24 protein-coding genes and 1 other RNA gene are annotated in these 25,059 nt (G+C 41.1%); 8 read left to right on the forward strand and 17 right to left on the reverse strand.

Annotated elements, in window-relative coordinates; all coding sequences use genetic code 11:
• Positions 1-531: TonB-dependent siderophore receptor (locus Q4574_RS20770; protein WP_303477444.1), on the reverse strand; the 531-nt coding region annotated here is incomplete at its 3' end.
• 671 nt (positions 532-1,202) lie between these two features.
• Here Q4574_RS20770 and Q4574_RS20775 point away from each other — a divergent pair.
• A complete protein-coding gene (locus Q4574_RS20775; RefSeq protein WP_303477446.1) occupies positions 1,203-1,475 on the forward strand; it encodes a late competence development ComFB family protein in 273 nt (90 codons plus the stop codon).
• Between the two features lie 71 nt (positions 1,476-1,546).
• Here the strand turns inward: Q4574_RS20775 and ffs are convergent.
• Both ffs and Q4574_RS20785 read right to left on the reverse strand, forming a co-directional pair.
• Positions 1,547-1,643, reverse strand: an RNA gene (gene ffs, locus Q4574_RS20780) — signal recognition particle sRNA small type.
• A 170-nt stretch (positions 1,644-1,813) separates the two neighbouring features.
• On the reverse strand, positions 1,814-2,866 hold the full coding sequence (locus tag Q4574_RS20785) for a Glu/Leu/Phe/Val dehydrogenase dimerization domain-containing protein (RefSeq protein WP_303477448.1): 1,053 nt from the start codon (positions 2,864-2,866) through the stop codon (positions 1,814-1,816).
• Positions 2,867-3,089: 223 nt separating this feature from the next.
• On the opposite strand from Q4574_RS20785, the gene Q4574_RS20790 reads away from it, so the two are divergent.
• Positions 3,090-3,557, forward strand: coding sequence for an Lrp/AsnC family transcriptional regulator (locus Q4574_RS20790; RefSeq protein ID WP_303477450.1), 468 nt, complete (start codon positions 3,090-3,092; stop codon positions 3,555-3,557).
• A gap of 7 nt (positions 3,558-3,564) precedes the next feature.
• Here the strand turns inward: Q4574_RS20790 and maiA are convergent, their stop codons facing one another.
• The 11 genes from maiA to pspA all read right to left on the reverse strand — a co-directional run bounded on the left by maiA (position 3,565) and on the right by pspA (position 14,609).
• Positions 3,565-4,218, reverse strand: a complete 654-nt coding sequence (gene maiA / locus Q4574_RS20795) for a maleylacetoacetate isomerase (protein ID WP_303477452.1) — start codon at positions 4,216-4,218, stop codon at positions 3,565-3,567.
• Between the two features lie 56 nt (positions 4,219-4,274).
• Positions 4,275-5,288: a fumarylacetoacetate hydrolase family protein gene (locus Q4574_RS20800; protein ID WP_303477455.1), complete on the reverse strand. Its 1,014-nt coding sequence runs from the start codon at positions 5,286-5,288 to the stop codon at positions 4,275-4,277.
• 18 nt (positions 5,289-5,306) lie between these two features.
• Positions 5,307-6,449 carry a homogentisate 1,2-dioxygenase gene (locus Q4574_RS20805; RefSeq protein WP_303477458.1) on the reverse strand — a complete coding sequence of 381 codons (1,143 nt, stop codon included), beginning with the start codon at positions 6,447-6,449 and terminating at the stop codon, positions 5,307-5,309.
• Positions 6,442-7,539, reverse strand: a complete 1,098-nt coding sequence (gene hppD / locus Q4574_RS20810) for a 4-hydroxyphenylpyruvate dioxygenase (protein WP_303477461.1) — start codon at positions 7,537-7,539, stop codon at positions 6,442-6,444. Before hppD ends, Q4574_RS20805 begins: the two co-directional genes overlap by 8 nt.
• Positions 7,540-7,747: 208 nt before the next feature.
• A complete protein-coding gene (gene tyrR / locus Q4574_RS20815) occupies positions 7,748-9,304 on the reverse strand; it encodes a transcriptional regulator TyrR (RefSeq protein ID WP_303477464.1) in 1,557 nt (518 codons plus the stop codon).
• Positions 9,305-9,490: 186 nt separating this feature from the next.
• Positions 9,491-10,291, reverse strand: coding sequence for a phenylalanine 4-monooxygenase (phhA, locus tag Q4574_RS20820; protein ID WP_303477466.1), 801 nt, complete (start codon positions 10,289-10,291; stop codon positions 9,491-9,493).
• A gap of 226 nt (positions 10,292-10,517) precedes the next feature.
• Positions 10,518-11,570, reverse strand: a complete 1,053-nt coding sequence (locus tag Q4574_RS20825) for a YcjF family protein (protein ID WP_303477468.1) — start codon at positions 11,568-11,570, stop codon at positions 10,518-10,520.
• Between the two features lie 4 nt (positions 11,571-11,574).
• Positions 11,575-13,008, reverse strand: a complete 1,434-nt coding sequence (locus tag Q4574_RS20830; RefSeq protein WP_303477470.1) for a YcjX family protein — start codon at positions 13,006-13,008, stop codon at positions 11,575-11,577.
• 207 nt (positions 13,009-13,215) lie between these two features.
• A complete protein-coding gene (gene pspC / locus Q4574_RS20835) occupies positions 13,216-13,668 on the reverse strand; it encodes an envelope stress response membrane protein PspC (RefSeq protein ID WP_303477472.1) in 453 nt (150 codons plus the stop codon).
• On the reverse strand, positions 13,665-13,904 hold the full coding sequence (pspB, locus tag Q4574_RS20840; RefSeq protein ID WP_303477473.1) for an envelope stress response membrane protein PspB: 240 nt from the start codon (positions 13,902-13,904) through the stop codon (positions 13,665-13,667). Before pspB ends, pspC begins: the two co-directional genes overlap by 4 nt.
• 27 nt (positions 13,905-13,931) lie before the next feature.
• Positions 13,932-14,609, reverse strand: coding sequence for a phage shock protein PspA (gene pspA, locus Q4574_RS20845; RefSeq protein ID WP_303477475.1), 678 nt, complete (start codon positions 14,607-14,609; stop codon positions 13,932-13,934).
• A 314-nt stretch (positions 14,610-14,923) separates the two neighbouring features.
• Here pspA and pspF point away from each other — a divergent pair, with 314 nt between their 5' ends.
• From pspF to Q4574_RS20875, 6 genes are read left to right on the forward strand one after another with little or no spacing between them, the layout of a single operon-like run.
• The gene (pspF, locus tag Q4574_RS20850; protein ID WP_303477477.1) at positions 14,924-16,033 is read left to right on the forward strand and encodes a phage shock protein operon transcriptional activator; all 1,110 of its coding nucleotides are present in this window, start codon (positions 14,924-14,926) and stop codon (positions 16,031-16,033) included.
• Between the two features lie 4 nt (positions 16,034-16,037).
• The gene (gene sapA / locus Q4574_RS20855) at positions 16,038-17,675 is read left to right on the forward strand and encodes an ABC transporter substrate-binding protein SapA (RefSeq protein WP_303477480.1); all 1,638 of its coding nucleotides are present in this window, start codon (positions 16,038-16,040) and stop codon (positions 17,673-17,675) included.
• Positions 17,675-18,706: an ABC transporter permease subunit gene (locus Q4574_RS20860; RefSeq protein WP_303477482.1), complete on the forward strand. Its 1,032-nt coding sequence runs from the start codon at positions 17,675-17,677 to the stop codon at positions 18,704-18,706. Before sapA ends, Q4574_RS20860 begins: the two co-directional genes overlap by 1 nt.
• Positions 18,693-19,586: an ABC transporter permease subunit gene (locus Q4574_RS20865; protein WP_303477484.1), complete on the forward strand. Its 894-nt coding sequence runs from the start codon at positions 18,693-18,695 to the stop codon at positions 19,584-19,586. The genes Q4574_RS20860 and Q4574_RS20865 overlap by 14 nt, the downstream gene beginning before the upstream one ends.
• Positions 19,586-20,581, forward strand: a complete 996-nt coding sequence (locus Q4574_RS20870; RefSeq protein ID WP_303477486.1) for an oligopeptide/dipeptide ABC transporter ATP-binding protein — start codon at positions 19,586-19,588, stop codon at positions 20,579-20,581. The genes Q4574_RS20865 and Q4574_RS20870 overlap by 1 nt, the downstream gene beginning before the upstream one ends.
• Positions 20,578-21,360 carry an ATP-binding cassette domain-containing protein gene (locus Q4574_RS20875; protein ID WP_303477489.1) on the forward strand — a complete coding sequence of 261 codons (783 nt, stop codon included), beginning with the start codon at positions 20,578-20,580 and terminating at the stop codon, positions 21,358-21,360. Before Q4574_RS20870 ends, Q4574_RS20875 begins: the two co-directional genes overlap by 4 nt.
• Before the next feature lie 78 nt (positions 21,361-21,438).
• On the opposite strand, the gene Q4574_RS20880 is transcribed toward Q4574_RS20875, so the two are convergent.
• The 3 genes from Q4574_RS20880 to Q4574_RS20890 are packed head-to-tail and all read right to left on the reverse strand — an operon-like array spanning position 21,439 to position 24,640.
• The gene (locus Q4574_RS20880; protein WP_303477492.1) at positions 21,439-22,569 is read right to left on the reverse strand and encodes a sodium ion-translocating decarboxylase subunit beta; all 1,131 of its coding nucleotides are present in this window, start codon (positions 22,567-22,569) and stop codon (positions 21,439-21,441) included.
• 4 nt (positions 22,570-22,573) lie between these two features.
• On the reverse strand, positions 22,574-24,352 hold the full coding sequence (gene oadA / locus Q4574_RS20885; RefSeq protein ID WP_303477494.1) for a sodium-extruding oxaloacetate decarboxylase subunit alpha: 1,779 nt from the start codon (positions 24,350-24,352) through the stop codon (positions 22,574-22,576).
• A gap of 30 nt (positions 24,353-24,382) precedes the next feature.
• Positions 24,383-24,640, reverse strand: a complete 258-nt coding sequence (locus Q4574_RS20890; RefSeq protein WP_303477497.1) for an OadG family transporter subunit — start codon at positions 24,638-24,640, stop codon at positions 24,383-24,385.
• Between the last annotated feature and the right edge of the window lie 419 nt (positions 24,641-25,059).

Below are 25,059 nucleotides of genomic sequence, written 5' to 3' on the forward strand. Positions count from 1 at the left end.
ACCTTCGTAGTTATCTTTAAGGATAACGTTAACAACACCAGCCATCGCATCAGAACCATAAACAGAAGAACCACCTTCAGTCATGATATCAATACGCTCTACAGCAGCAAAAGGAATGGCGTTAAGGTTAGCAGAAGCACCACCTAGCGTAGGTGAACCTGGGAAACGACGACCGTTCAATAGAACGAGTGTACGTTGAGAACCAGCACCACGAAGGTCAATGGTTGCTTGTGACTGAGCTGAGCTACCTGAACGCTCCGAGAAAGAACCGAACGAGTTCAAAGAACTGCTACGAAGTGCATCAGCAACTGAGAAATCACCTTCTAATTTAATATCAGCTGCGCTGATAGAAATTACTGGAGATGCGCCTTCAAGGTCAGAACGTTGGATACGTGAACCGGTTACAGAGATTTTCTCTACGCCAGCTGAATCTTGTGCAACAGCTGTTGCAGGAGCCAATACTGCAGTAGAAGCAGCACCGACAGCTAGAGCTAGACGAATTGACTTCGTTAACTTTGAATTTGTATACATGTATGTCTCCCTGGACCACTATTATATAGTGTTAGTTTTATCGCTTATGCGACTTTTTATTAGTAAGGTAGTGAACCTCGCATTGAATAATAAACACATCATAGTGCTGTGGTCAACTCGTTGTATTAGCCTATTCCATAAAAGTTCAATATATTTCATTAGGGAATAAGTAACTAAAAGTTTACGCTTTCAATTGAGTCTAAATTCAAATTAATTGCTTCTTCTGATTACTCAGAAAATTTTCAAATAGAAAAACCTCCGACCAGTAAGGGGCGAATTAACCCGCCCCACCTCGCTACTGCGACTTAAAAACCCACCAACACACCCTGTAACATATTGAAATTAAAATACATATTTCAAACCAGCTGAGTTTAACTCATACCTTGGGATAGTCTTTTTTTAATTTTAATAAATGGTTTTCAATACCCAATTGGCAAGACTCAACTCACTTAGTCCCTTCAATAAAGGGGTGTTAAAAGCTTGTTAAAATGCCCTCAGAATATTTGATGAATATCATTGATGTTTTTTTTAAGGCTAAATTACCCTGATTGCAGCTATTGACTATAAATCAGTCAGCTCACCACTTTCACACTTAGCTGTTGGTATTATCAAACGATTCCACTAAGCTAATGCTTTGTACATAATATTAAATTGAGCGAGAGCCCGTATTAATGAAACTTGATGATGACATCCACAATTATTATGAACATCTTTTGTTAGAAAGAATTGAATCCTTGGATTTGAATGATCTTAAAAATTCAGACTATATAGCAGACTTGTGTTGTCTAGCACTCAATCAGCTGCCACCTAGGTACATTCGTTTCGATGTCGATATGTCTTTTTACCTTCCGCAAAGTGAACGTCAGCAAATGGAAGCTAAAGTAGATGAAGCAATCACTAAAGCAATGAGCTATTTAGATAATCCGAAGCCAGAAAATTCATAGAGGTTATTGGTTTAGAGTGGGTTTAGAGTGGGTTTAGATATACTACTCGGGGAAGTGTAGATTGGGTGGCGGCCCCTCAGCCACATTCCGGCACATGAGTCGTCTGCTGCGGCTGCTCCCTTCCGGGCCTGACCGATTTCACAGAGTATCATTGCGGAAGGACCAAAAGGCCACCATAGAAACTCGAATTCAAGATCTTAACTAAGAGTCATTGAATCGGCGCGCATTATGACCAAAGCCGTATTAATATGCAAGGTTGAATTCACTTACTGCTGTCTAGTTGCTGAATTTTCATTCTACAACTAGACGAAACCTCAAAACACGCCGTGTAAAATAATCTAGTTTAATAAAAAACGTTCTTCTGCCATACGGTTAGAAATCACATTAGTTGCCTGCTGCTCTGTTTCTGCGCGCTTATATATTTGCGTTAGCGTATCCGCTATACCTTCTATATGGCTGCGCATTGCATCTGCAGTACTCAGCATCCGTTGATGATAGATATCGATAACACCACCAGCATTGATAACATAATCAGGTGCATATAAGATGCCTTTGTCACGTAATAACGCCCCCATAGACTCTTGGGACAGTTGATTGTTAGCCGCCCCAGCAATCACTTTCGCTCTTATTCTGCTTAAGGTCTGTTGATTAACGGAAGCGCCCATGGCACAAGGCGCATAAACATCCACATCAAGATCAAAGATGTCATCGGGTGCAACGGCTGTAGCAGCAAACTTTTCAACGGCTAGATTCACATTATCAGGATAAATATCGGTAACATATAATTTTGCGCCGTGTTGATGCAAATGTTCAGCCAAACGAAATCCTACATGCCCCATACCCTGAATTGCGACTTTAACCCCTTGCAAGTCTGAACCCAGTGCATATTTCACTGACGCTTGTAAACCCTTAAAGACACCATAAGCAGTTGAAGGAGCTGGATTGCCATCGGCTTCACCACCATCAACACGGTATTTTGCTTGAATTCCAGATACGTGTTCTGTGTTCTGGGCCATTAATTTAATATCCGTCACTGCAATCCCAGAATCTTCTGCTGTGATATAACGACCGCCCATTTGCTCCACAAAGGTGCCCATGGCCGCCATAAGCTCTGGACTTTTTTGGGTTCGCGGATCTCCAATAATGACAGCCTTACCGCCACCTAATTTAAGTTGCGCCATCGCTGCTTTATATGTCATTCCTTTTGACAACCTTAGCACATCATTGAGGGCTTCAGCACTGCTGGCATAAGGCCACATTCTGCACCCACCGAGTGATGGACCAAGATTGGTGTTATGCACTGCAATAATGGCTTGCAAACCTGTTTTTTGGTCATTAAAAAACGCCACTTGTTCATGGCCATCAAACTCTAAGTGATCGAACACTGACATGATTAAACCTTTTAATTAGATTGTTATTTTAAGCGTATAGTAACGCAAGGTTCTGAGGATATGTTTTGCTAAGAATTTTACGCAAATCGAAAACGCGCAATTGTGTAACGATTGAATTCCAACATTTAGGATAATTATCCTAGTATCTTTCCTTGAAAAAGATAGAGATTTTGCGCATGCTCCACTATTAAATAAAATAATCCATTTTTGACAAGATCATCTTATGAAGTTTGATAAATTTGACCGTGAAATTCTACGAGTTTTACAAAAAGACGCCACTGTATCCATGGCCGAACTAAGCCAAAAAGTGGGCTTGTCTCACACCCCCTGCTGGCGTCGCGTTAAACGTATGGAAGCTGAGGGTATTATTAAGCAGAAAGTGACTATTTTAGATAACAAAAAGCTCAACCTCGGTGTGTCGGTGTTTATTTATGTGACTTTGAAAAATCACGATGGTGAATCACTCAACGAATTTGAAGCATCTGTGCAAAGCATTGATGAAATCGTAGAGTGTCACACCACCAGTGGCGATAAAGATTATCTATTAAAAGTAATAGTCGAGAGTATTGAAGAATATGAGCATCTACTGAAAAGTAAGCTAACTAACTTACCCCTAGTAGATCATCTGAGCTCCACCTTTGCCCTTAAACAAGTTAAGAACACCACTGAGCTACCCATTAAAAATATATAACCTTAGGTCAAATTGCATCGACTTGATTTTCAGGTTTGGCATCAATAAACGCCTGTAGTTGATTACAATTGTCTGCGACACGTTGAATTAACGGAAATTGCGACATTTCTACGCCGAATCGCTCGGCGTTATAAACTTGCGGTATTAAACAGACGTCAGCCATACTGAGGTCAAAACCAAAACAATAATCGGCAACAGTATTTGTCAGCCTTTTTTCAATTCCTTTAAATCCTGTTTCAATCCAATGTCGACACCAATTAGCATTGTCTTCATCGGAGGATTGAAAGGTAGTGTTAAGGTGGCGCAATATACGCAAGTTTGTAACCGGCTGCACATCACAAGCGATATCCTGAGCAAATGCACGTACTCTAGCCCTGTCTAAACGGTGGATAGGCACTAATTTTATCGGCTCTTCATAACGCTCATCAATATATTCAATGATCGCCATAGACTGGTTGAGGAAAATATCTTCATCATCATCCACAAAAGTAGGCACCAAGTGTGCTGGATTAAGGGCACTATATTCATCACTGAATTGCGCGCCACCATTTTTTGCTAAATTGACCGGAACATAGGTGTAATCTAATTGCTTTATATTCAGTGCAATTCGAGCCCGATAGGAAGCTGAAGAACGCCAGTAACCGTGTAAATATAAACTCATTTTTTTGTCTCCATGAACTCAGTATATGCCATGTATCATCACACCTCGAGGTTAACCTAATTTGCCTTAACAATTTTTAGTTCGATACTGCCGAAGATAGAATTTCCCCCCTCGTCTTTCATTTCTATTTTAATCTGATCACCAAATTTCATAAACTCAGTACTAGGTTTACCGTCTCGAATTGTTTCGATCATTCTCACTTCAGCGATACAAGAATATCCTACCCCCCCTTCTTCAATGCTGGTTCCATATTCTGTACCTTGTTTGTTCGATACGGTACCTGAACCAATAATAGTACCGGCACCCAAATTACGGCTTTTGGCTGCATGGGCGACTAACTGGGAAAAGTCAAACGTCATATCGATACCTGCCTCAGGACAGCCAAATAGTTTATGGTTATATTCAGAGATCAACGGCAAATGCACTTTATTATCAATCCATTTATCGCCTAGCTCATCAGGGGTGACGGCCACAGGTGAAAAAGCAGAAGCGGGTTTGGATTGAAAAAAGCCAAAACCTTTAGCTAGCTCACCAGGAATTAAGCCCCTTAAAGAAACATCATTAACTAGCATAATTAATTTAATATGTTGGCCGCTATTCTCAGCTGATGTCCCCATAGGCACATCATCAGTAACTATGGCCACCTCAGCTTCAAAATCGATTCCCCATTGATCACTGGGTAACGCAACATTGTCAGTGGGGCCAATAAAGTCATCAGAACCACCTTGATAAATTAAGGGGTCGCTCCAAAAGCTGTCGGGAATTTCTGCACCTCTGGCTTTTCGAACTAATTCCACATGATTAACATAGGCGCTTCCGTCTGCCCATTGGTAGGCTCTTGGGAGGGGGGATTCACATTTTTTGCTGTCAAAAGACAATGTGTCCTTGAGTGTTCCGGCATTCAATTGTTGGTACACTGATTCAAGTTTAGGACTCATCTGCGTCCAATTGTCTAAAGCCTGCTGCAAAGTGCTAGCAATATCAGTGACCAAAACACACTGAGTAAGGGATTTATTTACTACCACTAACTGACCATCTCGGTTCGCGTTTTTATAACTTGCTAATTTCATGGCAATCCTTTGAAATATCTATTTAACTTGCCAACTATTTACATAGTCAGAATTTTCAACCAATGGGGCAACTTCCGCTACTTGCAAAGCATCTCGTGTATCTAACATCACCGCCACTTCATCTGTGAAGGTCTTTTCATGAGCCTTACCCGCAGCAAAGGCTTTAGGGTGAGGTCCATGTGTAAATCCCGCTGGATGAAATGTGACCATGCCTTTTTCAATATTGTCACGGGAGAAAAAATCGCCTTGGTGATAAAACAAGACTTCATCATAATCGTCGTTATTATGATAAAACGGCACTTTCAATGCACCGGGATCACTCTCAATCGGCCTGGGTACAAAGGTGCAAATTACAAACCTATTAGCAACAAAAGTGGTATGGGCAGACGGCGGCAAATGATATCGATGGCTCATTACTGGACGAATATCTCGCCAATTAATTCGTACTACACTTAAATCACCATGCCAGCCTATGGCATCTAAAGGATTAAACGGATAGGTAACCTCAGAGATTTGGTTGTGGCGTTTTATCTCCACTTGCCATTTCTGTTCACTGTATTGGGCTTTAAATTTTTCATTTATTTCAGGGACATCTAACATGCCGGCATCAAAAATAGCATGGGGACCTAGTATCCCTTTTTCAGGTAGTTGGTAGCTATCGTTGGTCGCTTCAATCATTAGAATTTGCATTTGAGCATTAGGCTCTATTCGCCACAATGTCGAACGGGGGATCACCACGTAATCCCCTTCTTTTATGGATAAATGTCCATAATCGCAATACAACTGTCCTGCACCTTGATGAATAAACAATAATTCATCGCCATCAGCATTTCTGGCAAGTTTTTCCATTGGGGCCTGACAATGCCAGATGCGATATCGACAATGAACATTGAATAAGATGTCTGGAACACTCCATGGAGAGTTACCGTTTATCGCCACATTTTTTTGTGGTAACAAATTTAAATCAAATGCCCTTGGTCGCAAAGGGCCTTGCCAATCTATCCACCCTGTTGGCGCATGGGTATGATGCAAGTGTGTGGCAGGTCCAAAAAATCCATTGCGGCCAATTTCGCGCTCGAAAATAGCTTGCTCAGGAAAATCAGCGTGGGCTTGTCGAGAGCTAGTGCCCGCTTGCTGAGGGAAATGAATCCATTTACGCATCAGACTTCTCGCCGTTATTTTCGATCACACCTCGTCTAATTTGATCTTGTTCAATTGACTCAAACAAGGCTTTGAAGTTGCCCTCCCCAAACCCTTCATTGCCTTTGCGTTGAATGATTTCGAAAAATACAGGGCCAATCACAGTGTCAGTAAATATTTGTAATAAAATACCGTCTTTCATTGGGGCACCATCAATTAACACTTTGAGCTCTTGTAAGGTGGCTAAATCTTCACCATGCCCTTCCACTCGTTTATCGACATTCTCATAATAGGTATCTGGGGTGTCCATAAATTTTAATCCACGGGCTTTCAAGGTACGCACTGTGTCGTAGATATCTTCCGTGGATAAAGCGATATGTTGAATTCCTTCCCCATTGTATTCACGGATAAATTCTTCGATTTGTGATTTATCATCTGATGATTCGTTAATGGGGATTCGAATTTTACCGCAGGGCGACGTCATGGCTTTGCTCACCAATCCGGTTAACTTGCCTTCAATATCGAAATAACGGATCTCCCGGAAGTTACCAATGCGCTCGTAAAAGTTTGCCCATACCGCCATATTTCCGCGTTTAACATTGTGAGTAAGATGATCAAGAACCGCTAAACCCGCATTGGCACTTTGCATCCGTTCTTGCCAGTCAGGATAAAATTTGAAATCAATACTATAGATTGATTCATCTCCATAACGATCAACAAAATACAAAGTACTTTCGCCAATGCCGTACACAGCAGGAATATTAAGCTCCATCGCGCCTAAATTACCGATAAATTGTTTAGCACCATTTTTAACTGCATGTTGCAATGCTTTACCTGCATCCTTCACGCGAAAAGCCATCCCGCATACACTCGGTCCCCTTAATCGCGCAAATTCCTCGGCTTGGGAAGCCGGCTCAGCATTGACAATAAAATTGATGTCCCCTTGTTTGAATAGCCAAACGCGCTTGGAACGATGTTGGGCAACTTCTGCAAAACCCAGAGAGATAAATAGATCTTTAAGATCCTGAATACCCTTATCATCTGCAGCGGTATATTCCACGAATTCGAAGCCATCACATTGTAAAGGGTTATAGTGAATATCAGTTGTCATTGCTCTTTCTCACAAAAAATTAAACAAGTAGAAGGCTATACTTAAGCTTATTATTTGCCAGAACTGAAGAGTCCGCATTGGGATAGCAATTTACTGAAAACTGCATTTTTTGTAACGTAATTTTTACATTTTGAAGGGGACATTAAAAAGCCGCTAAAAAGCGGCTGTTTGTGTCAACAATAATGAACATTGCTAAACATAACTGTATCTATATTTTTACAGTCTTCTTGTTGATCCCATACTCTCTTAATTTGTTGGCAATTGCGGTATGGCTTAAACCTAACTTTTTGGCAAGTTGACGGGTACTAGGGTAATAAGGGTAGAGACGTCTCAACAAACTTTTCTCGTAGCGCTTTACCTCTTCTTCTAATGAGCCCTCAAATTCCTCGGGTACGAAATTCAAATTGGTTGAACTACTGGGCAATTGAATATGCTCTTTACACATTTCATTGCCTTCAAGTAAAGACAATGCGCGATAAAGGGCGTTTTCAAGTTGTCTAACATTGCCTGGCCATGAATATGATTGTAGATAATCGACACAAGACTTACTTAATTTAGGTGCCCGACGACCGAGTTTCATGCAATGTTGCTTAATGAATCTATCAGCCAATGGGATAATATCGGATTTACGCTCACGCAATGCAGGTACAGTTAAACTCAACACATTGAGACGATAATAAAGATCTTCTCGAAACTGTCCCTCCTCTACCAGTTTGGCTAGATCTTTTTGGGTTGTGCAAACGATTCTTACGTCTACTGTCACTTCGTTGCTGTCACCCACTCTGCGGAAAGTGCCATTTTGCAATACACGTAACAGTTTCGATTGAAGATGATCTGACATATCACCCACTTCGTCTAAGAAAAGGGTTCCACCTTTGGCTTGTTCTAGAATTCCAGCTTTACCTTCTGCTTGACCAAATTCACCAGGGGCATAACCAAATAACTCGGTTTCAGCGACATTATCGGGCAAAGAAGCACAGTTGAGCGGTAAAAATTGCCCACTAGCTCTACGGCTAGCTTCATGACAGGCTCTGGCTAACATTTCTTTGCCCGTGCCCGTTTCACCAAATATCAAAATAGGCCCGTCTAATTCAGCCATACGAGTGGCTTCTTTGACGACCTTTTTCATGATGTTGCTGCTTGCTTGCACGGAAGCAAAACTATCGTTACTGATTTGATGAAAAACCGTCAGTTGCTGTTCTAATCTAAATTCAGATTTAAGCATCAGTAAAGCGCCAGCTAGAATAGACGAACCTCCCGCATCAGGGATCATGACGGGTAATATATCCGCTAAAAAATCCTGCTCTAAAAAACTCACTTTTTGAGTTTGTGCGGCTAATGGATTACCTTCAAACCATTTTTGAAAAGTAAACCCACGCACGTATTCGCTAATTTCTTCCCCTAGTAAACTTTCGGTACTTTGTTCAACACTGGCAGTAACCGCTTCGTTAACCAGTAAAATCCGTCCTCTGGTATCTAAAGAGAATATGGGATCAGGCAAAGTCTGTAACAGAGCACGAAGTTGATTTTGTTCCCTCTCAATTGGCATAAAAGGAGTCGTTTTAACATCTTCGATGCCTTTAATACGCCTAATTTCTGGCATAAACTGTTGAAAATCTTCAAATTTAATATTTGGGAAATTTAAAAATATTTTTCCAGCAATATCTATTTCAATACCACGTAAGTCAATTTCGTAATTGACTAATATGTCTAATACATCTTGAGCTATGCCCAATCTGTCCTGACAAATAATTTCCAATCGCATACTGTCACGATCCATTTCAAAAGGTGTAAAGATATTATTACAAATATTGAGGGTTGTCTTCAATTTCGCTGAGGTGATTAACCTAAATTTAAGACAAAATGAAAAAAACACGCTTTTTGCTTATAACCGCTTAAAACAAAAAGTCGTGTTTAGTCTAGGTGGTAATTTTTACCTTTGCTCGTGAAATTAACTAACTAACTTATCCTTAGCTTCAAATAGCGGTGCTTTCAAACCCAATTTTTTAGCGGTATTCACCAAAGCCATAATGTCGAGTTGAGTTAACTCAAACAATTGCTCAAAGTGATTTAGGGTAAAATAGATTGGCTGCATAATGTCAATCCGATAGGGTGTGCGCAATGCTTCAAGTGGAGACATTTTTTGTCTAATGGGTTTATCACTTTCTAACGCATAAATTGTCTCACTAGGAGAAGATAAGATCCCGCCACCATAAATACGCATTCCTGCAGAAGTATGCAGCAAACCGAATTCAACAGTAAACCAATATAAACGGGCTAAGTAGGCGCGATCTTGTTTACTGGCGGCTAATCCCAATTTACCGTAAGTATGGGTAAAGTGAGCAAATGAGGGATTTGTTAACAACGGGCAATGACCGAATATCTCATGAAAAATATCCGGCTCTTGAAGATAATCAAAATCTTCTCGATTGCGGATAAAGGTTGCTACCGGAAACTTTTTATTCGCCAATAAAGTAAAAAATGCGTCGAAATTAATCAGAGAAGGCACTTGTTCTACTTGCCATCCCGTAGTCGAAGCAAGCACTTGATTAACTTCACCTAACTGCGGAACTCTAGCAGCAGGAAGATTAAGTAAATTTAAGCCCTCCATAAACTCATCACAAGCTCTATTTTGAATAATGTCTATTTGTCGTTGGTATAAGTCTTCCCATATAGAATTTTCAGTCTCCGACCAATCGACTAACCCATTTTCATCCATTTCACGGGAATAGTATTTTGTTGCTTTTGCCATTAGTATTCCTCGACTTCCAGTTATTCGAAAGTCTTATTCTGTGCACTTTAGCAGGTCTTTTTTTGCCGTTAACTAGCACTGCAGAAAAATTCCTGTTGCTAAATATCAATACCCTTAAGTCTACTTAAATCAACATAAAGGAACAGAAACTGAGGCATATACAACTTATCAAAAAATGTAACAATATTTTTACATCTATAGCTATTTTATTCGCATATTCAAAAACTTATGAAGTGACTTTTTTCAAATCGGCAAGCAATTGTTGGCTTAGTTTGGACAATCCAGGGGGTTTACTTGCAATCCAGGGTAATGGGCGACAGGCATGCATAGCTTTTATTCCGATTCGGGTAGTTAACACACCAGCACCTAGGCCTTGTGCGACCCTTGAAGATAACTTTCCGGTAACGCCAGCTCCTAGCGCATAATTCCCCGCGTCACTAATAATCTCTGCTGCGCCTGCAATCAACATCGACTTGAATACCCGTTTAATTAAACTAATTCTGCCCCAGTATCCTAGCTCAATACCATAACACTGACTTACTTGTTTGAGCATCACCAAATTGCGCCATAAAACAACTATCATATCCAGCAACGCAAACGGGCTGACGGCAATCATAGCGGCAGATGCAGAAGCATGTTTGGTCACACAGCCTAAAGCTTTTTCATCAACTTTTTGCAGTACTTTGTGCTCAAATAATTGTAGAACTTCACTATCAACATGATGGGCCTGCAAGGCATTTTTCCATTGACTAATTTCTGTTTGGTATTCTTCAGCGGGCAGATTTGCAATAAGTTTTTCACAAAAGCCTTCCGATTGGCCAATGGTTGGAGCATTAATCAATTGCTGAGCTTGTTGTTTAAATTCGTCATGGCGCTTCAGGTGAGCCAGACCTCGCCATTGGGAAAAGAGTTCTTTACCTGCCAGAATAACAATCAGTGAAAACAAGATAAGCCAAATAGCAGATAAGTAATCTTCAGATACAATTACTTCTCGAATAAACAAGGCCAACTCAACGCAGCCAAGTCCTAGCATCAACACTAACACCCAAAATAATTTAGAGCTTTTCGCACTTTTTACACTTGGAGGCGCTTCGAAGTCATCGTCGCGCTCTGCTACAGGCTCACTTTCTTGCCATTGGATATCGGTGGCTAACAGTGTCGCTGGCTTGATTTCATTCGCGTATTCTTGTTCGAGTTCTGTGGTACTATTTTCCTCGGCTTCTTCCAGAATTAAGCTAGATTGAATACTGTCTTCCATGGGTTGTTTTGATTGATTCATTATTTCACTCCAGCTTGTCGCCCAGCACAAATTGTAAAACGTGATCTAAACGAATATGTGGAAAGGCTTGTTTATTATCATTTTTTGGCATGGGTCGAAAATTCGGAAAAGCAAACCCTTGATGCTGCCAAAATGATTGTTGTGGACATTCTTTAGGCACTTCGCCAGGAAACAAGGTCATCGACTTGCCTTCAATTGTTGTGCCCTTGAGCACCTGGACTGGCTCGCCGTTTAACATACTACTTCCAACTTGCGAGGTTCGAATGGCGCTAAAAGCAGTGGACTCGGTTTCGACTCCTTCATATTGAATATGTTGCCTAGCTTCATGGATCATGGACTCTAACAGCATCACTAAATTAGATTGTTGCTCAGGGGTAATATGATCGGATTTACTCGCAGCGAACATCAACCTGTCGATATTAGGCGAAAATATCCGTTTCAAAATATTGCTAGTGCCATAGTGAAAACTGCCCAATAACCAATTAATGGCTTTGCGCAAATCATTGAAACTATGGGCTCCCATATTTAGCGCAGATAAACAATCGACTAAGATAATTTGCCGGTCAAAGCGTTTAAAGTGCTTTTTATAAAATGGTTTAATCACTTTCTTTTGGTATTGCTCAAATCGACTGGTTAACAAATCTAACAATTCACTGTTTTGACCTTCATTGCGATTCTCTGATACCAATTTAAGCTGAGTTGGCGTCAATGGAAAAAACTGCAACACCGGCGCACCTACCAATTCCCCGGGAAGTACAAAACGACCCGGTTGAATTAGCTGAAACCCTTGCTCTTTGCAATCATGCAGGAATTGGGTAAACACCTCAGAAATATGCTGAATTTGCATTTCATCTGGCGTGTCACTGACATCCAAAGTCGCTAACTCAGATTTAAATTTTTCAGCCAATGAACTCTTGATTGGATCATGCAAATCGTCCCAAAAATTTTGGCACCACTGTAAGTAATCCAGTTCTAATAAGGGTAAATCGAGCAGCCATTCACCGGGGTAATCGGTAATATCAAGGGTCAGAGTACTGTACTCTGAAACCAATCTGCGCAGACGTGATTGATTACGATATTTAATCAACAGTCGCACCTGAGAAACGCCGTTGGTAGACGCTGGCCAACATGGCGGTTGGCTATTAAGACTCTCTAGCCCTTGTTCATATGCAAATCGAGCGACAGTCACATCGGGTTGTACATCACGCTTAACACCGATTAGGCGGTTTTCTGATACCACTGAAAAAAATGGTAGTTCAGCTGAATCTCGCGCGTTCAACAATTGATTAACTAACGAAGTAATAAATGCTGTTTTGCCACTTTTACTTAGACCCGTAACCGCCAGACTAACGTGATGATCCATCAAACGGTGTCCTAGTACTTTAGCTTGGTCTTGAAAGCGTTGCATCGAAGCGTTTTGGGTTAGTTTAGATAACAATCAAATGACTCCTGAAATCACAAAACAGATTAGCGGGGATGTAGTGTAAAGAATATTACCTGTGTTTGATTGAGAAACAACCATTGTCCCTATCGTTACTTGCTCTATACCAGACAATTACACGTCGGATAAATCAACTGCACCTGAAGAAAAAGATTCATAGTGCAGCAAAGATAGGAACGTCCAAATTGTTCACTCAATATTTGACTAAAGTTTATTAATTTCTCTATTTAACTGAAATTCAGACGATGTCACATAGGTTTCAATCTTTCTCAACCGAGCTTCAGTACGCAAATACTGTTGCTTGATGTCGTAAAAAGCTTGTTTAGGTGGTTCTCCTGCCTGCCAAACCTTTGCCTTCACTGAAACTTTTTTATCTGCATCGTCTATATCATTATGCCAACCTTTAACGCCAGATTTACCGTGGAAGTGGTGTTGGCTGTGGACAGCATGCTTAGATTCAGGTGTTTTTTTGTCTAAAATGAACCAAGCAGCGATATAAAATACGGGAATAAATGGCCCAGCTAGTAACAACATTGCAGCTACGGCCGCAATGCGAACTAACCATGTCTCTATGCCAAAGTAGTCAGCAATCCCTGCACAGACTCCGGCTATTTTTCCATTTTCCGAATCCCGTTGTAATTGCTTGCGTGCTGTCATGACTTATTTCTCCAATCAGGTGATTCAGCATCCAAAATCGCTTCTAATGTCTGAATACGATCTGCCATTAACTCAGCTTTGTTGGATAACTCCTGTAATGACTTATATTCTTCTTCAGATAATCCTTGGCTGACCTGCTTTTTACTTCGATAATGCAATATCAACCAAATAGGTGCGACAATTATCATGAAAATAATAGTAGGCACACCTACAGTTACAATCAATATATCTTCCACAGTATTACTCCTTCCTGGCTACTACTTTTATTTTTTAGCTTTTGTATTTTTTGTCTGTACTTTTTTCTTAAGTGCCGCCAGCTCATCATCAATCACATCGTCTGATTCCAAATCGGCAAATTCATCCGCTAAGGTTTTCTTGCCTAAATCATAGGCATCAACTTGTGATTCTAAATCATCAATTTTACGCTCGTATTGCTCAAAACGTCCCATCGCGGCATCGACTTTACTACTATCTAAAGTGCGTTTCACCTCTAGGCGAGAACTCACCGTCTTCTGACGCATAATAATGGTTTTCTGACGAGCTTTAGCATCTGCCAACTTGTCTTGTAATTGACCAATCTCACCTTGCAACTTACTGATTTGTTCATCAATTAAAGTCAATTCCTTTGCAAGAGATTCACTGTGTTCAACACATTTTTTCTTCTCTTGTAAGGCTGCTCTTGCCAGATCTTCACGATCTTTGCTCAACGCTAATTCTGCTTTTGCTTGCCAATCCTCTGCCTCACCCGTCAATTTGGTGATTTGCGAGCTAATGTCCTTTTTGTTGGCTAAGGTTTTAGCTGAGGCAGAACGCACTTCAACTAATGTATCTTCCATTTCTTGAATAATCAGGCGAACCATTTTTTCTGGATCTTCAGCCTTATCAAGTAATGAATTAATGTTTGAGTTCACTATGTCTGTAAAACGCGAGAAGATACCCATAATCTTTTCCTCTACTTCAAGTTATCGAATAATTAAATGCTTTTGGCATTTGCTGTGTTTACTTATTCAATATACAGGCCAACTAATTAATTCAGATTAAGTTTATGATTTTTAAATAAAAATAATTTTATTCCTTAACATTGTGATTTTAGCGTATTATGATATCAACCACATATTAGCGGATTAGACCACTTTTTATTTTGATGCACACATTAATAGGTTAACGGTATTGCTGTTATCTCTCCCTAAGCCTGTGTACATAGTCGAATAGAGTCAACTAATCAGCACAACTTTCAAACAGAGGACATCTGTCAATGAGCCGATTCCGTCAACAAGACAATCTGCTGGGACAATCAAACAGCTTCCTTGAAGTGCTTGAACAAATCTCACAAATTGCGCCCCTGAACAAACCCGTTTTAATTATTGGTGAACGAGGAACGGGGAAAGAACTGGTTGCCGCCCGACTACATTATTTATCTAAACGTTGGGAACAAAACTATTTAAAGCTCAATTGTGCAGCCCTGAGTGAAAGTCTATTAGAAACCGAACTTTTTGGATATGAAGCGGGTGCATTTACCGGCGCACAAAAGCGTCGTGAAGGTCGTTTCGAGGTGGCAAACAATGGCACCCTATTTTTAGACGAGCTCGCTAATACCTCTGGGCTGATCCAAGAAAAACTGCTCAGGGTTATAGAGTATGGTGAATTTGAACGAGTAGGTGGCTCTCGTTCGGTAAAAGTAGATGTGAGAATTGTAGCGGCAACTAACGAAGACCTCCCTTCTTTAGCTGAATCGGGAGAATTCAGACCGGATTTGCTAGACCGTCTAGCTTTCGATGTTATTACCCTTCCCCCGCTACGGGAACGCTTAGATGATATTATGATGCTGGCCGAGCATTTTGCTATCAACATGGCTCGTGAATTGGAAATGGAGTTATTTAGTGGCTTTACTGAAAAAGCCAAACGCACGTTACTTGAATATGAATGGCCAGGTAACATTCGTGAATTGAAAAATGTTGTAGAACGGGCAGTATATCGCAGTAATAATCCCCATGTACCTGTTCATCAAATCATCATAGATCCCTTTGAATCAATGTATCGGCCTACAGGCAGAATCAAAACTCAAGACAGAATTACAGCAGTCGCACCTGTGCCCGCGGTAACTCAGCCCACTCAGCAAGACAGTTCACACAGCACTGATCAACCCAATGTAGCTAAAGAAGATTTAAAAGCCGTGCAGTTCCCTGTTGATTTGAAAACCTTATCTCAAGATTTTGAAATTGATCTGATAAAACAAGCCTTGTCAGATAGCCAATTTAATCAAAAAAAGACCGCAGAGAAACTATCTTTGACGTATCATCAATTACGTGGTTATTTAAAAAAGTATAATTTGTTGGACAGTTCCCCAGAAGATATAGAAGATTAAGGTGATGCACTTTAAAAACGCTAATCAATTGGTTCGTACCATTATTGCCGGATGCTCTGCCGTCGCTGCGCTAGCGTTAAGCGGGTGTTTTGACACAACCTTAGAATCATCACCTGTGACGGGAGTCATATATTGCTCTGAAGGCAACCCCACAAGCTTTAATCCACAACTGGATACTTCCAGCACAACCTCTGATGCCTCTTCCCATCAAATATACGATCGATTGCTTAATTTTGATCCCCAATCAGGAAAGATTGTTCCTGCTCTAGCCAGTAGTTGGCTGATTAGTAACGATGGTTTAACCTACACTTTTCAGCTCCGAAGAGGCGTGAAGTTTCACAACACTGAGTATTTTGCGCCTTCAAGAACCTTTAACGCTGATGATGTTATTTTCAGTATCGAACGCTGGCGAGACAAGATCCATCCCTTTCATTATGTATCTGGCGGTAGTTACCCGTTTTTCACAAGTATTGGATTAGATGATTTAATTTCAAAGGTCAACCGCATAAATGGTTATCGAGTAGAAATCACCTTGTCTCGTCCTGATAGTTCTTTTTTAGCCAATCTAGCCACTGATTTTGCGGTAATATTATCGGCAGAGTACGCCCAAAAGCTAACGCAAAGCAAAATGAAAGACCGAATTGATAATTACCCCATTGGTACAGGCCCCTTTAAATTCAAAGAGTATAAAAAAGACCATTATATTCGTTATCAAAAGCACCAAGACTATTGGCTACATGATAAGGCGCCGCAAAAACTCATCTTTGATATAACCACCACCAGCTCTCTCAGACTTGCCAAATTAATGACTGGAGAATGTGATGCCATTGCGTTCCCAGCCCACAGTGAACTCGACACTATTCGTGAAAGAGAAGATCTAACCTTAGACGGTCGACCAGGCCTGAATGTGGGGTTTTGGGCATTTAATACCTCAAAATATCCTTTTGATAACCCTAAAGTAAGGCGTGCATTGGCAATGGCCATCGATAAAAACACCTTACTTGAAGCGGTTTACTATGGCAGTGCGGTAAGTGCAAAAAGTTTGTTACCAGAGTCTTCGTGGGCCTATCAGTCTGATACAACTGAAACCAATTACAATCCGGTGCTTGCACGCAAGCTTTTGAGAGAAAGTGGTATAGACGAGGGCTTTACCATTAATATTTGGGCCATGCCAGTAGAAAGGGCCTATAACCCAAATGCTCGGAAAATGGCTGAATTAATGCAAAACTACCTCATTCAGGTGGGTATTCAGGTTAACATTGTCAGCTATGAGTGGACAACTTTCCGAGAAAAACTCAAAGAAGGTCTGCATGACTCGGTACTCATCGGTTGGTCAGCGGATAACGGCGATCCCGATAATTTTTATCGCCCTTTGCTATCTTGTTCAGCGATAGAATCAGGCACTAACAGAGCCATGTGGTGTTCGCAAGAATATGACTCCCTCATTAATCAAGCGTTGCAATACTCGGAAATAGAGCAAAGAATTGAATATTATAAATTGGCAAATAAATTAATTGCCGAACAAATGCCTTTGGTACCATTGGCTCATGCCTATCGCTATCGAGCCCACCGACGGGATCTAAGTGGCTTAGTTATAAATCCATTCGGTGCGATTCGCTTTGGGGATGTTGAGAAACAATGATGTTGATTCAAATCATTCGAAAATTCAATTTGCTCATACTTACCCTTTTTGTGTTAAGCATATTGTCTTTTTCGTTAGTTTATTTATTTCCTGGCGATCCCTTAGTTAACTTAACGGGTCTAAAAGACGTCTCTCCAGAAACCCGTCAATATCTCTTAGAACTCCATGGTTTCGATGGTTCATACATTTATCAATATTGGTTGTATTTAAATAATCTTGTAGAAGGGCAATGGGGACTGAGCTTTAGTTCAGATAAACCGCTTTGGGAAGAGATCTCGCAAACCTTGCCCGCCAGCATGGAATTGAGCGCCTATGCATTATTGTTGTCACTCATTATTGGTGTGCCTGCAGGCTTCCTAGCCGGATTTCAACATTACAAACAATCCGACTACAGCTTGTTGGCAGCAAGTGTTATTGGCTATTCCATGCCTGTGTTTTGGTTATCACTGATTATGATCTTGGTATTTTCGTTGCAACTTGGCTGGTTTCCATTGTCGGGTAGGATCAGTTTATTGTTTGATATTCCCCACCAAACCGGTTTTACGTTCATCGATATTTTTTTAAGTGACTTCGAGTTTAAAGATGCCGCAGCTATGAGTGCGCTGCAACATTTGATTTTACCAACCTTATCTTTAACTATAGTGACTGCGTCGATTATATTCAGGATCACACGTCGCTCAGTTATTGATGTTATGGCTAGCCAATATATTTTAACGGCTTACACCCGAGGGTTGAGTAGTTTACAAGTGGTTTTTCGACACGGGGTTAGAAATGCGCTTATTCCTATAATTCCTATATTCGGGATGCAATTTGCCGTACTGCTTACCAATGCCATGATAGTTGAGGTTATCTTTTCGTGGCCTGGCATCGGAAACTGGTTAATTCAAGCAATTTACCAACGTGATTATCCAGCTATACGCGCAGGAATGCTGGCAGTATCGACAATAGTGATAATTGTCACTGTCTGTACCGACCTGTTTGCAAAACTCCTTAACCCAGCACTGACGGGAGAACGTCGTGCCCAAATTTGATATTTACCAAGAAGAATTCCATCCCTCTCCACTGATACACACTTGGTGGGAGTTTCGTAAGAGCCATGTGGCCGTTCTGGGGCTATGGATTCTGGCGTTTTTTGTCTTTCTAGTGGTGTTTGGGCCAATTATTGCGCCTTTTGATCCGGTTTTACAAAACCCAAATGCATTTTTAGTTAAACCATCTTGGGATGTAAATGGCTCTATTCGCTATCTATTTGGCACCGATAGTTTAGGCAGAGATCTTCTTTCGCGCTTGATTTATGGTTGCAGAATGACCCTTGGAATAAGTTTATTGTTAGTTTTATTAGCCATGTTGGTAGGCGTGGCATTAGGCGCTATGGCCGGATTAACGCGCGGTGTGCGCTCGAGTGTATTGAACCATTTATTAGATTCTATTCTAGCCATACCCACCTTGCTTATCGCCATTGTCATTGTGGGTATTTTAGGCGTAGGCTTAGTCAACAGTATGTGGGCCATCAGTTTAGCGCTTATTCCACAGTTTGTGCATAACACCCGAGAAGTGGTAAGAACCGAAATGGCCAAAGAATATATTTTAGCGTCTAAATTAGACGGCGCGAAGAACACCTACCTTTTCTTCTATTGCATATTGCCAAACATGTACGAAATGTTGGTGGTGCAAGGCACTATGGCTCTGTCGATTGCTATTTTGGATATTAGCGCACTAGGATTTTTAGGGCTCGGTGCTCAAGCCCCAGCGCCTGAATTAGGAACAATGCTATCAGAGGGGTTGCGCGTGGCTTACAAATCACCCTGGAGCATTGCACTGCCGGGATGCGCAATATTTTTGATGGTGCTTTCAGTAAATGTAGTAGGCGATGGACTTCGTTCTGCTCTTCGAAATAGGCTGCAACGTTAATGGCTTTGCTAGACATTAAAAATCTAACTTTGGAGATTAACGGATCGACTGGTTGGATAAAAGCCCTAGATAAAGTGAACTTACGTATCGAAGAAGGTGAAATTCGTGCCTTGGTTGGCGAATCTGGGTCTGGCAAGAGTTTAATTGTAAGAGCTGTGGTGGGAGCAATTCCTGAAAACTGGCGATTGACTGCTGATAGGTTGACATGGAAAGGGCGAGATTTACTTAAAATTAGTCAATCTGAAAGACGTAAAATCATGCGCAGTGAAATAGCCGTCATTTTTCAAAACCCGGTAGCTTCTCTCGATCCCTCATCAACCCTTGGTGAACAGCTGATAGAAAGTATCCCTGGCCACATTTTAAAGGGAAAATGGTTTTGGCAAAGAAGTAAACACAAGCAGCAAATTGCCATTAAACTACTGCATAAAGTTGGTATTAAAGATCATAAAAAATACTTGAAAGCTTACCCCAACCAAATTGCCGATGATATTGGCCAAAAATTTTTAATCGCCTGCGCTTTAGTCTCTTCCCCTCAGCTTTTAATTGCCGACGATCCAACACGGGGCATGGAAATCACCACCAAAATTCAAATATTAAAATTGCTTTCTCAACTGAATAAAACACGGAATTTAAGTATATTATTTGTCAGTCACGATTTGCTTGCCATTTCCAGCATGGCGAATAAGATGACCGTTTTATATTGTGGTCAAACCGTTGAAGATGGCAAAATGGAACAACTACGTAAGCGCCCCTTGCATCCATACACCAAAGCACTGTTAGACAGCGCGCCTAGTTTCAGGAAAGATTTACCGCCTAAATCCCCCCTTTCGACCCTTGATGGTACTATCCCCACACTACAACACTTACCCATAGGTTGTCGGTTGGGGCCACGTTGCCCTCGAGCACAAAGAGAATGTGTGAAAGTACCCGAACTCAGATACGTACAAGATCATTTTTACAGTTGCCACTTTCCTTTAATACGAGAAAAAGAATGACAGCTTTACTAAAGGTTGAAAACCTCGAGTACTACCAAAAACCGACAATGAGTTTGTTTAAGAAACAATCTGGATTCAAATTGAGTAAAATTAATTTCGAACTGAATACCGGAGAAACCTTAGCCATACTTGGCGAAAATGGTTCGGGCAAATCATTGTTAGGCAAACTTTTAGTCGGAGCAGAAAAGCCTACCGCAGGTCATATATACCTAAATGACCAGAAACTATCGCCGTATAATTTGCGACAACGCTGTCTCAATATTCGAATGATTTTTCAACACAGTAATGAGTCGTTAAACCCAGGCATCAATATCGCTAAAATTTTAGAAGGACCTTTAATTCTTAACACCAAATTAAATGCCTCGGAGCGTTTACAGAAAATAGAAGAAACCTTGAAGCTAGTAGGTTTATTGCCAGACCATATGTTTTTTTACCGACATATGTTATCTGACGGTCAACGACAGCGCTTGGCGTTAGCTAAAGCTTTGATTCTGGATCCACAAGTTATTGTCGCCGATGAACCTTTTGCAGCCTTGGATCCATCGGTTCGTTCGCAAACGATAAATCTCATTATGAAACTACAAAAAGATTTAGGATTAGGATTTATCTTTATTTCCCACAATTTAGGCATTATCAGGCATATCAGTGACCGTGTTTTAATACTGCAAAACGGCGATCTGGTGGAAGCAGGTAAAACCGATGTAGTTTTTAATTGGCCGAAAAGTAAATACACCGAGAAACTAGTCAAATCCCACCAATCTCTAATTACACCCAATTAATGTTAGGCATTAAAAAACCCGTAGTGATCAACAGCTACGGGTTTAAATTTTTGCTTTAGTTTTTTGTTGGAGTGGCGTTTAACCAACTAAAGCTAGCAATATGCCTGCAGCAACAGCCGATCCTAATACGCCCGCTACGTTGGGCCCCATTGCATGCATCAACAAAAAGTTGTGGGGGTTGGCTTGCAAGCCTACTTTATTCACAACTCGAGCAGCCATAGGGACAGCTGAAACCCCTGCAGCGCCAATTAATGGGTTAATATCAGCCTTACTATACTTGTTCATTAATTTAGCCATTAAGACGCCTGTGGCCGTTCCTATGGCGAATGCTACCGCACCTAAAGCTAGTATTCCCAAGGTTTCTGCTTTCAAAAACTTATCAGCAGACAACTTAGAGCCTACCGCCAAACCTAAAAAGATAGTAACGATATTAATTAATTCGTTTTGCGCAGTATTACTAAGACGGTCAACTACCCCGCACTCTTTCATTAAATTACCTAAACAGAACATACCGACTAAAGGCGTGGCTGTGGGTAAAAATAGGATAGTCATCAGCAGTACAGCCAATGGAAAAACGATTTTTTCTCGTTTTGACACTATACGTAACTGCCCCATCTGAATTTTTCGTTCTTCTGGATTGGTCAACGCTTTCATTATTGGCGGTTGAATAATAGGTACGAGTGCCATGTAAGAATACGCAGCAACCGCTATGGTACCTAATAATTCAGGGGCTAATTTTGAAGCTAAGAAAATAGCAGTTGGGCCGTCAGCGCCGCCAATGATCGCAATGGCAGCGGCATCTTTTAAAGTAAACTCAAGACCAGGTACAAAATTAAGTAGTATTGCTCCTAAAAGAGTCGCAAAAATACCAAACTGTGCCGCAGCTCCTAGTAACAGCATACGGGGATTGGCAATAAGCGCACTAAAGTCGGTCATTGCCCCCACGCCCATGAAAATAAGCAGTGGGAAAACGCCCGTATCGATACCGACAGCATAAATGTAATGGAGTAAACCACCGGCTTCACTGAAACCAGCTAAAGGTATGTTAGTTAGTAATGCACCAAAACCAATTGGTAACAATAGTAAAGGTTCAAATTTCTTAACAATGGCCAGATAAAGCAGTAGTAGGCCAACCACCATCATGATCACCTGCCCTGCTTGGAAATGCGCAAGGGCTGTGCTTTGCCATAGGATTTCTAACTTCTCCATGAAATTATCCTACGCTCAGTAAAGGCTGACCTGATTGAACGGCTTCGCCTTCGGCCACAAACACTTCGGTAATCGTGCCACTATCGGTAGCTCGAATCTCGGTTTCCATTTTCATTGCTTCCATTATGATGACCACATCACCTTCGCTGATATCGTCTCCTTCACGAACTAAAACTTTGAAAATATTACCCGCTAAAGGTGCATTTAACTCAGCCCCTTGGACAGGGTATAAAGTTGGAATAGGAGCTTCAGCACTTTTTACTGAAGAAAGCTGGCCGCTCGGAGCAACTTCAACTTCATAGGACTTACCATCAACCCGAACTGAATAACTTTCGGCTTTTCCTTCAGCTGGTGCAGCTACAACAGAAGTGGCTTGAGGTTTAGCTTCAGATTCACCTGTAGGAGCAGGCTCAAATGCGTCAGGATTCCCTCTGTTTTGCAAAAACTTAAGCCCAATTTGTGGAAACAATGCATAGGTCAACACATCATCTACTTGTTCATCTGCTAAAGTAATATTTTGCTGTTGTGCAATATCAGTCAATTCTGTAGTCAATGCAGCTAATTCAGGTTCAATCAAATCAGCTGGTCGACAAGTAATGGGCTCTTGCCCATCAAGTACTCGAGCTTGCAGTTCTGCATTCACTGGTGCAGCGGTTGCGCCATACTCACCTTTGAGTACCCCTGCCGTTTCCTTAGTAATACTCTTGTATCGCTCGCCAGTAAGGACATTTAATACTGATTGCGAGCCGACAATTTGCGACGTTGGTGTGACTAATGGAATGAAACCAAGATCTTCTCTCACTTTAGGGATCTCTTTAAGTACCTCATCCATTTTATCTTCTGCGCCTTGCTCACGGAGTTGGTTTTCCATGTTGGTCAACATCCCGCCCGGCACTTGAGCAATGAGGATTCGCGCATCCACCCCTTTCAAGCTACCTTCAAATTTCGCGTACTTTTTACGGACTTCTCTAAAGTAACTCGCGATTTCAGCCATTAAATGTAAATCTAGCCCCGTATCTCTATCGGTACCTTCAACTATCGACATTACGGTTTCCGTGGCACTGTGTCCGTAAGTCATACTCATGGACGATACAGCGCAATCAACCATATCGATGCCAGCATCAATGGCTTTTTGATAAGTGGCCGTACTTAAACCTGTAGTTGCATGACATTGCATAGCAATGGGCACACTGATTATCTCTTTCAAACGAGTGATCAGTTCTTCACATTCATAAGGCTTTAGTAAGCCCGCCATGTCTTTAATACATAGGGAATGAATTCCCATATCTTCCAACGATTTAGCCATATCTAGCCAGCGTTCAAGAGTATGCACTGGGCTCACCGTGTAAGAAATTGTTCCTTGTGCATGAGCCCCTACGGAAACCACAGACTTAATCGCAGTTTGCAAATTTCGCGTGTCATTCATTGCATCGAAAATACGAAAAACATCGACTCCGTTGGTATGAGCACGTTCCACAAACTTCTCGACTACATCATCTGCATAGTGACGATAGCCTAAAAGGTTTTGACCTCGTAAGAGCATTTGCTGAGGTGTATTGGGCATTGCTTTTTTTAATTGACGGATACGGTCCCAAGGATCTTCGCCAAGATATCGAATACAAGAGTCGAAAGTAGCGCCTCCCCATGATTCCATAGACCAAAAGCCAACTTTATCTAATTTCTCAGCGATGGGTAACATATCGTCCAAACGCATTCTCGTGGCTAATAAAGATTGATGTGCATCACGCAGTACCAATTCAGTTATTTTAAGGGGGTTACTCATGGAGGCTCCTAAAAGATCGATTTATTTCGATTATCTATTCTTTCGATATTGATGAACTGCCGCAGCTATGGCTGCCACTGGCACAGAAGAACTTGATTTATCAGTAGTGACTTTCCTTTGGGTCCTTACGGTGGTCGCAGGGACGACTTCTTCAGGAAGTCTACGGTTAATCGCAGCGATTAAATTTACTGCACCGATAAGTAGCGTTAGAAAGACAAACACCACAACCATGCCCACCACCATCAAATTGGCAGCTTCAATTAGTAATTCAGAAATGGACGTTTGCATATAATTCACACTTTAGTTATTTAGGTAAGGATAAGTATCACCTAAGCATTGAAAACTCAACCAAAATCCACAAAGGGAGGGTCAATTTAACGGTAATTATTCATTTATTTTGAATTTTTACCCAAACCACTCCAAGTTGTTAATGTGGGTTTAAGCAATGACTAATTACTGTTATAGCTAAGTTAATTTTAATGCAAAGGCAGGCTATCATATCAATCGTATGGTTTAGATTAATATTATTTATTGGTAATTACTTATAAATTTTTAATTTAGTTTAATCTTCAGGCATAAAAAAACCGCTTTAGAAAAGCGGTTTTTTCTAATCGTTCTAGACGATTTTTGCGAACCTCCTTCGGAGATTCTCATAATATGGCGCGTGTGGAAGGATTCGAACCTCCGACCGCCTGGTTCGTAGCCAG

The organism is Aliiglaciecola sp. 3_MG-2023 (genome assembly GCF_030548205.1).
GTDB lineage: Bacteria > Pseudomonadota > Gammaproteobacteria > Enterobacterales > Alteromonadaceae > Aliiglaciecola.

Bases quoted from the DNA above. Each gene is read 5' to 3' on its own strand.
- Q4574_RS20775 (WP_303477446.1), top strand. From the start codon at position 1,203: ATGAAACTTGATGATGACATCCACAATTATTATGAACATCTTTTGTTA.
- Q4574_RS20785 (WP_303477448.1), bottom strand. From the start codon at position 2,866: ATGTCAGTGTTCGATCACTTAGAGTTTGATGGCCATGAACAAGTGGCG.
- Q4574_RS20790 (WP_303477450.1), top strand. From the start codon at position 3,090: ATGAAGTTTGATAAATTTGACCGTGAAATTCTACGAGTTTTACAAAAA.
- maiA (WP_303477452.1), bottom strand. From the start codon at position 4,218: ATGAGTTTATATTTACACGGTTACTGGCGTTCTTCAGCTTCCTATCGG.
- Q4574_RS20800 (WP_303477455.1), bottom strand. From the start codon at position 5,288: ATGAAATTAGCAAGTTATAAAAACGCGAACCGAGATGGTCAGTTAGTG.
- Q4574_RS20805 (WP_303477458.1), bottom strand. From the start codon at position 6,449: ATGCGTAAATGGATTCATTTCCCTCAGCAAGCGGGCACTAGCTCTCGA.
- hppD (WP_303477461.1), bottom strand. From the start codon at position 7,539: ATGACAACTGATATTCACTATAACCCTTTACAATGTGATGGCTTCGAA.
- tyrR (WP_303477464.1), bottom strand. From the start codon at position 9,304: ATGCGATTGGAAATTATTTGTCAGGACAGATTGGGCATAGCTCAAGAT.
- phhA (WP_303477466.1), bottom strand. From the start codon at position 10,291: ATGGCAAAAGCAACAAAATACTATTCCCGTGAAATGGATGAAAATGGG.
- Q4574_RS20825 (WP_303477468.1), bottom strand. From the start codon at position 11,570: ATGAATCAATCAAAACAACCCATGGAAGACAGTATTCAATCTAGCTTA.
- pspC (WP_303477472.1), bottom strand. From the start codon at position 13,668: ATGACAGCACGCAAGCAATTACAACGGGATTCGGAAAATGGAAAAATA.
- pspA (WP_303477475.1), bottom strand. From the start codon at position 14,609: ATGGGTATCTTCTCGCGTTTTACAGACATAGTGAACTCAAACATTAAT.
- pspF (WP_303477477.1), top strand. From the start codon at position 14,924: ATGAGCCGATTCCGTCAACAAGACAATCTGCTGGGACAATCAAACAGC.
- sapA (WP_303477480.1), top strand. From the start codon at position 16,038: ATGCACTTTAAAAACGCTAATCAATTGGTTCGTACCATTATTGCCGGA.
- Q4574_RS20860 (WP_303477482.1), top strand. From the start codon at position 17,675: ATGTTGATTCAAATCATTCGAAAATTCAATTTGCTCATACTTACCCTT.
- Q4574_RS20870 (WP_303477486.1), top strand. From the start codon at position 19,586: ATGGCTTTGCTAGACATTAAAAATCTAACTTTGGAGATTAACGGATCG.
- Q4574_RS20875 (WP_303477489.1), top strand. From the start codon at position 20,578: ATGACAGCTTTACTAAAGGTTGAAAACCTCGAGTACTACCAAAAACCG.
- Q4574_RS20880 (WP_303477492.1), bottom strand. From the start codon at position 22,569: ATGGAGAAGTTAGAAATCCTATGGCAAAGCACAGCCCTTGCGCATTTC.
- oadA (WP_303477494.1), bottom strand. From the start codon at position 24,352: ATGAGTAACCCCCTTAAAATAACTGAATTGGTACTGCGTGATGCACAT.
- Q4574_RS20890 (WP_303477497.1), bottom strand. From the start codon at position 24,640: ATGCAAACGTCCATTTCTGAATTACTAATTGAAGCTGCCAATTTGATG.